Below are 13,806 nucleotides of genomic sequence, written 5' to 3' on the forward strand. Positions count from 1 at the left end.
GACTGCATGGAATCGATCACCACTGCATCGAATGGCTTGATCTGGAACAAGCCGCTGATCTTCATGCGCCGGCCGACCCGTACTTCACCCTGCCGGCCGGTGGCCGGCAGCGGTGTCGTGCCTGCAGGTCCGGGCGCGATCAGTAGAAGATCGTCGCCGAGGTGGAGGTGGTCTGCACATCGTAGTCGCACTGCACGTCGTATCCGGCGCTGTAGTCCAGCGTGCGCCACGGCGGCGACCGCACGCGGTTCATTTGGTAGTCGTACACGCCGATATTGGTGAACGTGATGCTGCCTTCCGGCGGGTACTGGTCGCAACTGTCCAGCCAATACACCTCCAGCGAGCCGCCCATCACCTGGTGCGACTCCGAATCGATGTTATACGTGGTGCTGAGGCGTACGCTCTGGCCAGTGGTGACGTTGCGCGTGTCGACGTTCCAGTCATAGCACGGGTTACCGGTGCCGCAGGTTGCATAGGTGTCGCCTACGATCTGATCGCCTGCCTTGGCCTTTATGTAATCGCTGTACCACACCGTGCCTTCCTGGCAGCACTTCCAGCTGCTCAGATCCCAGGCATTGCTTTCGCCGCGGTAGCCCAGTACCGGCTGCAGGATCGTCGGATCGTCGCTCTGCAAACCAGGGAAGAAGTACACGATCTGTCGCGCCACGTTGGTCGGGTTCTGCGGCACTGTCCAACTCGCCACGATGCGTCCGAGCGGCGTGCCGGTATGATAGCCGGCGACCATGATGTAGCCGTGGGGGATCGGCGGCGGCACCGAGCGGCGCGACCGCGATGCTGCCAGCGCCACAGCGTTACGGACCTGCTGGCCATCGATGCCGCGTCCGTCGGGCCGCACCCGCACGCCGCTGGGAGTGAAGTTGTCCTGGGTACAGGCTTGCGCCGGTTCGCGCGCGCCATTGGCGTGTTGCAGGCTGCCGTCCTTGAGGATGCGCTCGCCGTTGTGGACCTGGCGGACGCAGGCTGGCGGGAAGTAGCCGAACGGGGTCTGCACGTAATCGTCGGGCACACCGGCAGGTTTGTGCTTGGCGGGCAGGGCGCCGACTCGCGCGAGACGCGCGTCGGGCGTGGATGTCTGTGTCAGCGCGGTGACGCTCAGGCCCATCAGGGGCAGCGACAGCAGCAGCGCGGCGCAGGCGCGGCGGGGCGTGGTACGGAGATTGAAGCGCATGGAATTGCCTTATCTTGGAAACGCGGGAAGTACTCTCGGAAACCGACGCATTGCTTCCGGCATGCGCGCGTGCGCGCAGGATCGGGGCTGCCGGATTTCCGTGAGCAAGAGAATGGGACGTGCGTGGCGCGTCTCGATAAGACCTGCCTGAAGGGCTGAGGGAGCGGCGACGATGAACCATGCATAGCGCGCGTTATTGTCGGATTTCTGCGCGTATATGCACCAATTCTGCATAATGCGCAGCCATGGAGAAATGCTTCACGGTCGGGTGCGCGAGGCATTCGCACTTCGTGTGGTGCGGCGTAGACAAGTATCGGCACGCGATCGGCATACCCGGGGCAACCGGCGGCGCCCGAATGAGCGAAAATCCCCCGAGCGCGCCGGCCTGGCGCGCGACCCGCGTGTTTTCCAGGAGACTTCCCATGCGTCATGTCCTTCGTTTCTGCTGCGCCATGGGCGTGCACCGATGACCTCGCCCTGGGGCAAGAGCCCACGTGGCCCGCGTTCGCCCGCGCCGCCCGAACGTGCCGCGCCGGTGCCGCGCGCGGCCGACGCCAATCGCGGCGAACTGCGCCTGTATGGTCTCAATGCGGTGCGTGCGGTGTACGCGCGCCGGCCCGAGGCGATCCGCAAGCTGTACCTGGCCGAGGCGCGGATTCCGGCGTTGCAGCCGCTGCTCAAGTGGTGCGCGGCCAATCGCGTCGGCTACCGCGTGGTGGAAGAAGCCGATCTGAACAAGCTCGCGGCCAGCGCACACCATGAGGGTGTGGTCGCCGACGTGGTGCGTGCCGAACCGTTGCCGCTGGCGGCGTGGCTGCAGACGCTGGCGCCGGGTCCGGCGTTGGCGGTGTGGCTGGACGGGGTCGGCAACCCGCACAACTTCGGTGCGATCCTGCGCTCGGCCGCGCATTTCGGCGCCGCCGCGATCCTGCTGCCGGACGCCGCGACGCTGGCCCTGTCCGGCGCTGCCGCGCGCGTGGCCGAGGGCGGCGCCGAGGCGCTGCCGCTGGTGCGGCTGCCGCCAGCGGAGCAAGCGTTGGCGCAGTTGCGTGCGGCCGGCTTCGCGCTGGCGGCGACGCTGGTGGACGGCGGCGCCGACGTGTTCGCCGCCGCGTTGCCGCCGCGCCTGGTCTACGTGATGGGTGCCGAGCGCGAGGGCATGGACCGCGACTTCGCGCAAGCCTGCGAACTGCGCTTGTCGATCCCCGGCAGCGGTGCGGTGGAAAGCCTCAACGTCGCCTCCGCCACCGCGGTGCTGCTCGGCGCCTGGCGCAGCCGCGTTGCGGCGTCGGCAGCTGCACGGTGAAGCCGGCGCTGCAGTGCCTGTTGCTGGGCGTCGCGCCGCTGGCGCGCGCGAGGCGCCCGCCGCTGCCGTGCCTGCAGCGCAGGTGACGCTGGCCGCGGGCAGCGTGCGCGGCCAGGTCCAGGCCGACGGCAGCATGCTGTTCCGCGCGATCCCGTTCGCCGCACCGCCGACCGGCGCCAACCGGTGGCGGCGGCCGCCGCCGCCGCGTTATCTCTCTACGAATCGATGCGCCTGCTGCCGCCGTCCTGGAACATCCTGTGCAATGCCTCGCCCGAATACATTGGGCTGGCCGCGCGGATCGGCGCCGCCGCCGACGTGCTGGTGCTGCCGCTGCTCAGTCACCGCGATCCGGCGCTGTGGGACGAACCGCAGGCGTTCCGTCCCGAGCGCTGGGACGGCTTGGACCCCGACGTCCAGCCCTGCTATCTGCCGTTCGGCCACGCCTCCGAACGCTGCTGGGGGCGACACATGGTGATGCCGCTGGCGGAACGCTTGCTCGACCTGCTGCGCGGCCAGGGCCTGGCCGCCAGTCCGCGGCAGACCCGCGCCGAGGTGCCGCTGGCCGGACTGCTCGGTGTCGCTCAGGTCGACGTCGTCCGCCACTGAGCCGCGCGCGGCGGTGAGGGCCGCGCCCGAACACGCCGTTTGCGGCAGCGCGAGGCCGGCTACTGCGCGTGCGCCGGCGGTGCGGTCGAGCCGCGCGTCACCAGCGTGTACTCCATCACCTGGTGGATGCCGCGGCTGGGCAGGCCGTCGCGGCGTTGGCGGATCTCGCCGAGCAGTAGCGCGACCGCGGCGCGGCCCATCGCGGTGACAGGCTGGTGGATAGTGGTCAGTTCGGGCCAGATCGTGGTCGCCACCGGGGTGTCGTCGAAGCCGGCGATCGACAGGTCCTCGGGTACGCGCAGGCGCAAGCTGTAGGCGATCGCCACCGCGGCGGCGGCCATGTCGTCGTTGCTGCACAGGATCGCGCTGGGGCGCGGCGCGGCGTGCAGCAGCGCGGTCGCGGCGAGCAGCCCGGAGCGGTAGGTGAACAGGCCTTCGGCCACGCGCGCGGCGGCGACCGGCAGGCCGGCCGCGGCCATGGTGTCGAAGAACGCGCGGCTGCGCAGCGCGCTCGGGGTGTGCTTGGGATCGCCGCTGATGAAGCCGATATCGCGATGGCCGAGTTCGAGTAGATGCCGGGTGATCGCGCAGGCCGCCTGGTAGTCGTCGATGCGCACCGAACTGACGTCCTGCATCGGCGTGCCGGTGGCCACGGCAACCACCGGGATGCCGCGTGCGTCCAGTTCCTCGATGGTCTGCCGCGAATCGCACAGCGGCGGCGGCAGGATCACCCCGTCCACGCCGGCGTCGAGCAGGCGCTCGGTGGCGGTGCGCTGGCTGCCGATGTCGTCGCTCTTCTCCACCAGCACCTGGCTGCCGTCCAGGCTGCTCTGTTCGAGGATGCCGAGCATGAACTGGTTGAGATAGGCCGCGCTGGGATTGCTGTACAGCACGCCGATCCGCGCCAGGCTGGCGGTGCGCAACGAGCGCCCGGCCAGGTTGGGACGGTAGCCGAGCGTCTTGATCGAGGCCTCGACACGCTCGCGTAGCGACGCGCCCACCCGAGGGTGGCGGTTGATCACGCGCGAGGCGGTCATCGGCGAGACGCCTGCGTGCTGCGCCACATCCAGAAGCGTTACCGCGGAGCCTGCACGACCTTGCTGTTTGCCCATCGTGTTCCTGGCGATGTTGCGAAAAAGGAAAGCCTGCACATCCCCCGCAGCAGGACCGTCAGCTTACTCCCGGGGCGGTTGCACTGTCTTGGTCTGGCTGCCGAAACCGCCGTCGGCCTCGGCGGCCAGATAGGCGAACACCGCATAGACGGCGACGTTCTGCGTTAGCGCCTTGGGATCGATCTTGTCCAGGGTGTCGTCGGCGGTGTGGTGCAGATCTAAGTAATCCCTGCCGTCCTGCGCCAGCCACGCCCAGTCGCGGCCCTTGGCCGCGAACGGGCCTACGTCCTGGCTGGGGCCGCCTGTCCGGCGCGTAGTCGATGCCGAGCGGCGCCAGCACCTCGGCGATCTGCCGGGTCGCCTCGCGGGAGGCGGCGGCATCGCCGGAGCCGGTGTTGAACGCATAGATGCGGCCGGCGCCGAAGTCGCTCTCGGCAGCGATCTGGTGCAGTGCCATGTCCTTGGCGTGCGCCTGCGCATAGGCCTTGCCGCCGTACAGCCCCTGTTCTGCGTTGGCGAAGGCGACTACGCGGATCGTGCGCTTGGGCGCGCGCTTGAGCTGGCCGATCAGGTACCCGGCAGCCATGCTGATGCCGACCCCGGCCCCATCGTCGATCGCGCCGGTGCCAGGTCCCACGCATCCAGGCGGCCGCCGATCACCACCACCTCCTTGGGCTTGCTGCGTCCGGTGATCTCGCCGATCACGTTGTACGAGGTGGCCTGACCGTCCCAGCCGCAGCCCAACGCCTGGTGCAGTCGCAGCGGGCCGCGCGCGAGCAGGCGCGCCAGCTGGTTGGCATCGGGTACCGCCAGCGCCGCCGCCGGTATCGGGGTCGGGCCTTCGTCGAACCGGGTGATGCCGGTATGCGGCACGCGGTGCGAATCGGTGCCGGCCGAGCGCATCACGAAGCCGATCGCACTCTTGCCGATCGCCTCCGACGGCCCCTTGCTGCGCACCGCGCCGCCGTTGCCGTAGTCCTTGCCGTCGCGCGCCTTGAGCATCTGGTAATCGACGAAGGCGATCTTGCCGCGCAGCGATCCGGCGGGGGCGGCCTGTAGCGCGGTGAGGTCGGCGAAGCGCACCACGTCGGCTTCGACCATGCGGCTGGGCTGCCGCCCAGCGCGGTCACGCGCAGCGGCTGCGCATTGGCGCCGAGCGCTTGCGCGTGTTCGCTGCGCCGCTCCCATTTCGGGAACGTCACCGGCTCGGTCCATACCTTGTGGAAGCCCAGCGCCTTGAACTTGGCCTTGGCCCACGCGACCGCGCGCGCATCGGCCTCGCTGCCGGCCATGCGCGGGCCGACCTCGGTGGTCAGCGATTCGACCACCTTCCAACCGGTGTCGTCGGCCAGCGCCTGCTCGCGCAGCGTGGTGGCGGTGGACAACGCCGCGTCCGGGATGCGGGTGGTCTCGGACGCGCCAGCGGAGACAGCGGCGAGCATGGCGGCGATGACGACGGCAAGACGGCGCATGAAGGACTCCGCGACAGCGGTGAACCACGAACTTAGCAGCGCGTGGCGCGCCTGCGCACGGCACTTACTGCGGTGTGGCGTCGTGCTTCAACGCATCGCGGATCTCGCGCAGCAGCAGCACTTCCTCGCTCGGCGCCTTGGGCGCGGGCGGTTGCTTGCGCGCGATGCGATTGATCGCCTTGACCAGCATGAAGATGGCGAAGGCCACGATCACGAACTGGAGAATGGTGTTGAGGAAATCGCCGACGCCGATCACCACCGGCGGCACATCCTTGCCTGCCGCGTCCACCGTCGCCGCCTTCAGCGTCCACGCCCAGCGCGAGAAATCCACGCCGCCGGCGAGCATGCCGATCGGCGGCATGATGATCTTCTCCACCAGCGCGGTGACGATCTTGCCGAACGCCGCGCCGAGTACCACGCCGACCGCCAGGTCCAGCACGTTGCCGCGCATGGCGAATTCCTTGAACTCGCGGATCATGCCCATCGGGGCTCCTCAATCGTTGCGCGGGCCTGTCGCCGCGGTCCAAGCCTAGCGCAGTCGTTGTCGTCCTTGGATCAAGTTGCTCAGCGCGCGGCAGCGCGCATGCGCGCCGCTCAGCCGACGATGGTGCCGTGGCGCTCGGCGACGTTCTCCAACCGTGCGCTGAAGCGATCGCCCGGCTGCAGTGCTGCCACGCCGGCCGGCGTGCCCATGAACACCAGGTCGCCGGCGCGCAGCGCGAACAGCGTGGACAGTTCGTGCAGAATCTCCGGCACGTTCCAGATCATCTGGTCGAGCAGCGATTGCTGGCGCACCTGGCCGTTGACCTCCAGCGACAGGTTCAACGCCTCCAGCGCACCGACTTCGCCGGCCGGGATCAGTTCGCTGATCGGCGCGGAATGGTCGAAGCCCTTGGCGATGTCCCACGGCAGGCCCCTGGCCTTGGCCGCGGCCTGCAGGTCGCGCCGGGTCAGATCCAGGCCGACGCCATAGGCGAGTACCAGCGCGGCCGCATCCTCGACGCCGAGCACGCCGGCCGGCGCATCCTGGCCGAGCGCCACCACCAGTTCCACTTCGTGGTGCAGGTCCTGGGTCGCGGACGGGTAGGGAATGGAGTCGCTGCCGATCACCAGCGCATCGGCCGGCTTCATGAAGAACGTTGGCTGGCCGCGCTCGGCCTTCGAGGCCGGCGCGCTGGCGCCCATCTCGCGCGCATGGTCGGCGAAATTGCGGCCCACGCAGTAGATGCGATGCACCGGAAACAGCCCCAGCCCACGCACGGGCACGCGTGGCGCTTCGGCAGCAGCAAACAGGTCTTTCATGGGATGCATCCAGAGAAGAACAGGATGCAGCAGTCTAACGCGTCGGGTTCAACCCAATTCCAGCAGGCGCGAGGACATCGCTTTCACGATTCCCCATTCCCCAATTTCCCCATTCCAAGCTTTAAAGCGGCAACGCCGGCTTGCGCAACACGCGGTACTCGCCATCGACCACATGCTGGCGCGCCGCGGACGGGCGCTTGCCGCGCTGGCTCAGCAGCTTCATCGCGATGCCGCCGAGGATCATCGCCGCGCCGACGAACACGCTGACGAACACCAGCCCGGCGAGGATCGCCAGGCCAAGCGAACCGACGGCCAGTTTCACCAGCGGATGGCGCGGCTTGCGCGGCGCGAAGACATGCCGGAACTGATCGAAATGAAAGGCGCGTACACGCATGGCAGAAGTCTGTGTCAGTTTGAACCGAGGTGGCAGTATCCGCGCTGTCTTCCGTGACGGAGTGAAAAGTTCGTTAAGAGGAAAAGTAACACTTTCCCGTACAAGGTCTTGCGTGTCGCCGCCAAGTGAAGTGCGGCGCGGGGGCGCACCGCGGACATGCGAGAATGGCGATTCTTTCCGCGTTGCCGCCGTGTTTCCATGACCGAGTCATCTTCCGCCGTGCTGGTGCAATTGGAGCAGCTCGCACCCGGCAGCCTGGTCGAGGCCGAGGCCACGTTCGGCGGCGCCGTCGAGTCGTTGCTGCTGTACCGCGACGGCGACGGCGTCCGCGCCTGGTTGAACGTGTGTCCGCATGCCGGGCGCCGCCTCGACTGGGCGCCGGGGCAGTTCCTGAAAAGCCGCGAAGGCCATCTGGTTTGCGCCGCGCATGGCGCCACGTTCGAGTTGCAGCAGGGCAGCTGCGTGTCGGGGCCGTGCCGCGGCCAGAGCCTGCTCGCGGTGCCGGTGGCGGTGCGCGAGGGCCAGGTTTTCCTGGCGTGAGTGGCGCCTAGAACGCGCCCCACCAGGTCATCGACATCAGGTTGACCATCAACACCACCACCGCGGTATAGATCAGCGACAGCGGCGCGCCGACCCGCCAAAGTTCGCGCGGCTGGTAGTTGGCCGGGCCGGTGACCATCGAGATCACCGGGTTGGACGCGGTCATCAGGTTGTTGGATGCGGACAGCGCCACGATCAGCGCGAACGCGGTGGGATTGCCGCCAGACGCCAACGCCAGGTTGACCGCGATCGGCACCATCACGATGGTCGCGCCGACGTGGCTGATGACCAAAGAGAACGCGGTGGTCAGCAGCGCCAGCGCGATCTCCAGCGCCCACACCGGCACGCCTTCGGGCAGCCGCGCGATGGTATGGCCGGCGACCCAGGCCGCCGTGCCGCTGCTGTCCATCGCCCAGCCCAGCGGGATCAGCCCGGCCATCATGAAGATGGTCTTCCAGTTGATCGAGGCGTAGGCCTCGTCCATGCGCAGCACGCCGGTCAGCAGCATGCCGGCCACGCCGGTCATCAGGGTCAGCGCCACCGGCAGTTTGCTGGTCAGTGCGATCAGGATGGTCAGCGCGAAGATGGTCATCGCGATCTTGAACTTGTGCGGGCGGTGCTCGCCTTTCGGATAGTCGGTGACCACGACGAAGTCGCGGCTCTCCGAGGCCTGCGCCAGGTCCTGCCAGATGCTGTGGAACACCAGCATGTCGCCGGCGCGCAGCGGCACCTTGCGCACGTCCTCGCGGATCACCTGCTTGTCGCGGTTGATCGCCAGCAGGCTGATCCCGGCCTGCTTGCGCAGGCGCAGTTCGGCCGCGCACTTGCCGATGAAGCGCGAGGTCGGCGGAATCACCGCCTCGGAGATGCCGGCGCGGCTGGGATTGAACAGGTCGCCGAGATTGCGCAGCCGCGAGGACAGGCGCAGGAACTGGTTCTGCGCGAAATCGGCCACCTCTTGCCGCGCGCCCATCACCCCGAGCACGCTGCCGACCCAGATGCGCATGTCCGCCGGTGGCGCCAGGCGCGTGTCGTTGCCGGTCTTCAGCGCGAGCAGCAGCGGCGCGTCGTGCACCGTCTCGGCCTCGCCCAGGGTCATGCCGACCAGCGGGCTGTCGGCACTGACGATCAGCTCGAACACGTCGCCCTCGATGCCGTAGGTGCGCGCGAAGTAGCTCTCGGTGCGTGCCGGGGTAACCCCGTTGTTGATCAGCTGCTCCTCTTCCATCAGCGTGCGGTCGCCGCGCACGCGGAAGTAGATCAGTGAGGCCAGCAGCAGCGCCACGCCGATCGGAAGCGGCGCGAACATGCGTAGCGGCTCGATCGTGGCCATGCCCGAGGGCAGGTTGTTGTTGGCCGACTGCAGCAGGTCGTTGAGCAGGATCAGCGGCGAGTTGCCGACCATGGTCAGCGCGCCGCCCATCACGATCGCCGCGGCGATCGGCAGCAGCAGGCGCTGCAGGGTCAGCCCGGTGCGCGCGGCCAGGCGCGATGCCACCGGCAGGTACAGCGCCATCACCGAGGGGTTCTGCATGAACGAGGAATTGAGCCCGGCGATGCCGGTGGTCAGCAGCATCAGCCGCTCTTCCACGCCGTGCGCGCGGCGCAGCAGCCACGACGCCAGCCGGTTCAGCGCGCCGGTGCGCTCCAGCCCGGCGCCGAGGATGGTGGTGGCGATGATGCTCATCACCGCGTTGCCGGAGAAACCGCTGAACAGCTCTTCCGGCGCGACCAGCCCGGTCACCCCGAGCACCACCAGCACCACCAGCGCGACCACGTCGGCGCGGATGCGCTCGAACACGAACATCGCCATCGTGAAGCCGACCAGCCCGAGCACGAGCTTCATATCGGTGGTCAGCGTCAGCGCGGTGTCCATTGAGGGCCGGGAGTGGGGAATCGGGAATGGAGAATGGCAGAAGCGATGGTCTGACGCAGGCGGGCGCTAAGCGGATGCCGGGGGCGGTTGCTGTTCCGATTCCGCATTGCCCGCTCCCGATTCCCGGTCGTACAGCAAATCCCACACGCCATGGCCCAGCTTCTGGCCGCGGGTCTCGAAATGGGTCTGCGGGCGCCAGTCCGGGCGCGGTACGTGGCCGCGCGGGCCGGCGCGGTTGACCAGGCCTGCGGTGGCGTCCAGCACGTCCCACATCTGCTCGGCGTAGTCGGCCCAGTCGGTGGCCGCGTGCAGGCGGCCGCCGGCGCGCAGCTTGCGTACCAGCAGCGCGGCGAACGCCGGCTGCAGCAGGCGGCGCTTGTTGTGGCGCTTCTTGTGCCACGGGTCGGGGAAATAGATGCGCACTTCGTCGAGCGCGCCGTCTGCGATCTCATACTCCAGCACTTCCACCGCGTCGTGGTGGTACAGGCGCACGTGCTCGCTGGCGTCGGCGGCCAGCGCGTTCAACACGCGGCCCACGCCGGGCGCGTGCACCTCGATGCCGATGTAGTCGCGGGCCGGGTCGTGGCGCGCGGCGAAGCGCAGCGCCTCGCCGTTGCCGAAGCCAATCTCCAGCACCTTCGGCGCGGTGCGGCCGAAGGTGGCGTCGAGATCGCGCGGCTGGCCGCTGTAGTCCAGGCCGAAGCGCGGCCACAGTTCGTCGAACGCGCGCTGCTGGGCGGGCGTGAAGCGGCCCTGGCGCAGCACGAAACTGCGCACCTGGCGGTGCCCTTCGGCAATGGTGAAGGGCTTGGGCGGGGTCTTGGCGCCAGCGCTGGAGAACGGATTGGTCATGCGCGCGGCCTCAGCCGATCAGCCCGTCGATCGGCGAGGAGGCACTGGCGTAGCGCTTGCGCGGGATGCGCCCGGCCAGGAACGCCTCCCGCCCGGCCTCGACCGCCTTGCGCATCGCGCTGGCCATCTGCACCGGGTTGCGCGCGCCGGCGATGGCGGTGTTCATCAGCACGCCGTCGCAGCCCAGTTCCATCGCGATCGCAGCATCCGAGGCGGTGCCGACGCCGGCATCGACGATGATCGGCACCTTGGCGTTGTCGATGATCTCCAGCAGGTTGTAGCGGTTCTGGATGCCAAGCCCGGAGCCGATCGGCGCGGCCAGCGGCATCACCGCCACGCAGCCGATGTCTTCCAGGCGTTTGGCCAGGATCGGGTCGTCGCTGGTATAGACCATCACCTCGAACCCGTCGGCGACCAGGATCTCGGCGGCCTTCAGAGTCTCTACCACGTCCGGGAACAGGGTGCGCTGGTCGCCCAGCACTTCCAGCTTGGTCAGGTTGTGGCCGTCGAGCAGTTCGCGCGCCAGGCGGCAGGTGCGTACCGCGTCTTCGGCGGTATAGCAGCCGGCGGTGTTGGGCAGGATGGTGTAGCGCTGCGGCGGCAGCACGTCGAGCAGGTTGGGCTCGCCCGGGGTCTGGCCGATGTTGGAGCGGCGTATCGCCACGGTGACGATTTCGGCGCCGGCGGCCTCGGTAGCCTGCCGGGTCTGTTGCAGATCGGCGAACTTGCCGGTGCCGGTGAGCAGGCGGGAACGGTAGGGCTTGCCGGCGATCACCAGCGTGTCATGGGGGGCGTGAGCGTTCATCGCCGGATTATCGCCCATCGCACCCGGCGCTGCCGAGTCGGGCGCCGCGCCGAATTCAGCCGCCGCCCAGCGCGTGCACGATCTCGACCCGGTCGCCGTCGCGCAACGCGTGCTCGGCATGCGCGCCGCGCGGCACGATCGCGCCGTTGACCTCGACCGCAACGCGGCGCTGCGCGAGCCCTTCCTCAAGCAGCAGGGCGGCGATGGTGGTGTGGGGCTGAAGCGGGCGGACCTGGCCGTTCAATTCGATGTTCATGTCATCATTATTGTGCAGTGGCGTGCCGTCAGGCGCGCGATAGTATTGCGGCAGTGCAACGTGAGCGTAAGGGGGCAAAGGTGAAATCATGCCTGCCATGCGGCTGCGTATGTTCCGGTCGTACCTCGAGTCACCTTCATCATCGCCCGGGAGGGCCTCCATGACTTCGTCCATCCGTCCACTCCGCTCGCTGCTGGCCGCCGCGATCGTGCTCGCCGCCGCGCCCGCGTTCGCGCAACAGAGCTATAGCCGTACCGTGTTCTTCGGCGACAGCCTGACCGACGCCGGCTACTACCGGCCGCTGCTGCCGGCCTCGGTGCAGGCGGTGACCGGCCAGTTCACGACCAATCCGGACTGGGTCTGGGCGCAGTACATCGCCGACCACTACCACACCGATGGCCACGCCAATGGCAACGGCCAGATCGGCGACGACTACGCCGCCGGCAACGCCCGCGTCGGCTTGGCCAATCCCAGCGCGCTGGGCATGGCGCCGTCGTTGGCGACGCAAGCCGGCAACTACCTGGCGTCCAACGGCGGCAAGGCCGACCCGAACGCGCTGTACAGCGTGTGGGGCGGCGCCAACGACCTGCTCGCGGTCGCGGCCGGAGCGCCGGCGCAGACCACCATCGGCAACGCGGTCACGGCCGAGGTCGGCATCGTCGCCAACCTGCAGAACGCCGGCGCGCGCTACGTCATGGTCACCACCATTCCCGATGTCGGCCTCACCCCGCGCTTCCGCGCCGGCGGCGCCACGGCGATGGCGCAGGGCACCGCGCTGGCCGGCAGCTACAACACCGCGCTGTTCGCCGGGCTGAAGAGCGCCGGGCTACAGGTGATCCCGGTGGATACCTTCCACCTGCTGCAGGAAGTGATCGCCAGCCCGTCCACCTATGGCTTGAGCAACTCCACCGGCACCGCCTGTCAGCCGCAGATCACCGCGCAGTCGCTGACCTGCAACCCGACCAGCTACGTCAGCGCCGACGCCGCCAACAGCTACGTATTCGCCGACGGCATCCACCCGACCGGGCGCACCCACGAAATCCTGGCGCAGTACGCGCTGTCGATCCTGGAAGGCCCGCGCCTGCAGCAGGTGCTGAGCCACTCGGCCGAGGTCACCGGCCGCGCCCGCGCCGACCAGGTCGCCTGGCACGTCGACGGCCGCCCGGAAGCGGACGGCATGCGCTGGTGGGGCAACCTGCGCGGCGACATGCAGCGCTATTCGCATGGCGACCTGTACGACGGCCTGGCCCCGGCCGGCCTGTTCGGCGTGGACTGGTCGCGCGGCGAATGGGTGTTCGGCGGCTTCGGTGGCTTCGGCCGCGTCGATGCCGACTTCGGCAACCGCGGCGGCGACTACACCCAGGACGACAGCACCCTGGGCGGCTTCGCCGGCTGGTATGGCGAGCACGCCTGGGTCAACGCCCAGCTCAGCTACAGCTGGCTGAGCTACGACGTCAAGCGCAAGGTCAACCTGGGCGTAGCCACCGTCGAGCACAACGGCTCGCCGGACGGCAGCAACCTGACCGCGGCGCTGCAGGGCGGCTACGAATTCGGCGAGGGCGCGTTCAAGCATGGCCCGGTGGCCGCGGCGATCTGGCAGAAGGTCAAGCGCGACGGTTACACCGAGAGCAACCCGAACTCCAGCGCGCTGGGCTACTACGACCAGGACGTCGACTCGCTGGTCGGCCGCGTCGGCTGGAAGGCCAGCCTCGATGCGGGCGCGGTGAAGCCGTACCTGCAGGCGACCTACGACCACCAGTTCAAGAAGGGCGAGCAAGCCACCGCGTGGCTGCAGACCATGCCCGACCTGGGCGCCTACGCGGTGCCGGGCCTGGCCATCGACCGCAACTACGCCTCGGTGGTGCTGGGCGCGCGGGCCAAGGTGTTTGGCCTGGAGAGCAATGTCGGCATCGCCGCCACCACCGGCCAGAGCCGCGCGCACGACACCTCGCTGTTCGTGAACTTTGGCGGCAGCTTCTAAGCGCGGCGTCGTTGTTGTCCCTCGTGCCCGGCCATGCGCCGGGCACGAGGGAATGTCAGGCTGCGCGCCGCCAAACCGGTTCCCTGTGGGAGGGGCTTCAGCCCCGACGCCTTAT

General features: G+C 68.8%; 12 protein-coding genes and 3 pseudogenes. 5 read left to right on the forward strand and 10 right to left on the reverse strand.

Going from position 1 to position 13,806, the window contains the following annotated elements; genetic code table 11:
• Positions 1 to 139: 139 nt before the first annotated feature.
• Positions 140 to 1,189, reverse strand: coding sequence for a hypothetical protein (locus E4A48_RS01150; protein ID WP_039005817.1), 1,050 nt, complete (start codon positions 1,187 to 1,189; stop codon positions 140 to 142).
• Between the two features lie 466 nt (positions 1,190 to 1,655).
• Here E4A48_RS01150 and E4A48_RS01155 point away from each other — a divergent pair, with 466 nt between their 5' ends.
• The 3 genes and pseudogenes from E4A48_RS01155 to E4A48_RS21395 all read left to right on the forward strand — a co-directional run.
• Entirely contained in the window at positions 1,656 to 2,495 is an 840-nt protein-coding gene (locus E4A48_RS01155; protein ID WP_039005815.1) for a TrmH family RNA methyltransferase, read from the forward strand.
• Positions 2,496 to 2,628: 133 nt separating this feature from the next.
• Positions 2,629 to 2,694: pseudogene (locus E4A48_RS21525) on the forward strand (hypothetical protein); the annotation flags it as partial.
• A pseudogene (locus E4A48_RS21395) lies at positions 2,676 to 3,101 on the forward strand (cytochrome P450); the annotation flags it as partial. The pseudogenes E4A48_RS21525 and E4A48_RS21395, both read left to right, overlap by 19 nt.
• A 59-nt stretch (positions 3,102 to 3,160) precedes the next feature.
• On the opposite strand, the gene E4A48_RS01170 reads toward E4A48_RS21395, so the two are convergent.
• The 5 genes and pseudogenes from E4A48_RS01170 to E4A48_RS01190 all read right to left on the reverse strand — a co-directional run bounded on the left by E4A48_RS01170 (position 3,161) and on the right by E4A48_RS01190 (position 7,381).
• The gene (locus tag E4A48_RS01170; protein WP_142741732.1) at positions 3,161 to 4,213 is read right to left on the reverse strand and encodes a LacI family DNA-binding transcriptional regulator; all 1,053 of its coding nucleotides are present in this window, start codon (positions 4,211 to 4,213) and stop codon (positions 3,161 to 3,163) included.
• Between the two features lie 63 nt (positions 4,214 to 4,276).
• Positions 4,277 to 5,685: pseudogene (locus tag E4A48_RS01175) on the reverse strand (M28 family peptidase).
• 64 nt (positions 5,686 to 5,749) lie between these two features.
• Positions 5,750 to 6,169 (reverse strand): large-conductance mechanosensitive channel protein MscL, encoded by a 420-nt coding sequence (gene mscL / locus E4A48_RS01180; RefSeq protein ID WP_039005812.1) that lies wholly within the window; start codon positions 6,167 to 6,169, stop codon positions 5,750 to 5,752.
• A gap of 110 nt (positions 6,170 to 6,279) precedes the next feature.
• On the reverse strand, positions 6,280 to 6,987 hold the full coding sequence (locus E4A48_RS01185) for a fumarylacetoacetate hydrolase family protein (RefSeq protein ID WP_058195848.1): 708 nt from the start codon (positions 6,985 to 6,987) through the stop codon (positions 6,280 to 6,282).
• 121 nt (positions 6,988 to 7,108) lie between these two features.
• On the reverse strand, positions 7,109 to 7,381 hold the full coding sequence (locus E4A48_RS01190; protein ID WP_039005809.1) for a hypothetical protein: 273 nt from the start codon (positions 7,379 to 7,381) through the stop codon (positions 7,109 to 7,111).
• Between the two features lie 198 nt (positions 7,382 to 7,579).
• Between E4A48_RS01190 and E4A48_RS01195 the strand changes: the two genes are divergently transcribed.
• Entirely contained in the window at positions 7,580 to 7,921 is a 342-nt protein-coding gene (locus E4A48_RS01195; RefSeq protein ID WP_039005808.1) for a Rieske (2Fe-2S) protein, read from the forward strand.
• 7 nt (positions 7,922 to 7,928) lie between these two features.
• On the opposite strand, the gene E4A48_RS01200 is transcribed toward E4A48_RS01195, so the two are convergent.
• The 4 genes from E4A48_RS01200 to thiS form a co-directional block, all read right to left on the reverse strand.
• Positions 7,929 to 9,797 carry an SLC13 family permease gene (locus E4A48_RS01200; RefSeq protein ID WP_039005807.1) on the reverse strand — a complete coding sequence of 623 codons (1,869 nt, stop codon included), beginning with the start codon at positions 9,795 to 9,797 and terminating at the stop codon, positions 7,929 to 7,931.
• 66 nt (positions 9,798 to 9,863) lie between these two features.
• Positions 9,864 to 10,649, reverse strand: a complete 786-nt coding sequence (gene trmB, locus E4A48_RS01205; RefSeq protein WP_039005806.1) for a tRNA (guanosine(46)-N7)-methyltransferase TrmB — start codon at positions 10,647 to 10,649, stop codon at positions 9,864 to 9,866.
• 10 nt (positions 10,650 to 10,659) lie between these two features.
• Positions 10,660 to 11,454 (reverse strand): thiazole synthase, encoded by a 795-nt coding sequence (locus E4A48_RS01210; protein ID WP_142741733.1) that lies wholly within the window; start codon positions 11,452 to 11,454, stop codon positions 10,660 to 10,662.
• A 55-nt stretch (positions 11,455 to 11,509) separates the two neighbouring features.
• Positions 11,510 to 11,710, reverse strand: a complete 201-nt coding sequence (gene thiS / locus E4A48_RS01215; protein WP_039005805.1) for a sulfur carrier protein ThiS — start codon at positions 11,708 to 11,710, stop codon at positions 11,510 to 11,512.
• Positions 11,711 to 11,870: 160 nt separating this feature from the next.
• Here thiS and E4A48_RS01220 point away from each other — a divergent pair, with 160 nt between their 5' ends.
• A complete protein-coding gene (locus tag E4A48_RS01220; protein ID WP_142741734.1) occupies positions 11,871 to 13,691 on the forward strand; it encodes an autotransporter outer membrane beta-barrel domain-containing protein in 1,821 nt (606 codons plus the stop codon).
• Positions 13,692 to 13,806: the final 115 nt, after the last annotated feature.

The organism is Xanthomonas translucens pv. cerealis (genome assembly GCF_006838285.1).
Taxonomy (GTDB): Bacteria; Pseudomonadota; Gammaproteobacteria; order Xanthomonadales; family Xanthomonadaceae; genus Xanthomonas_A; species Xanthomonas_A cerealis.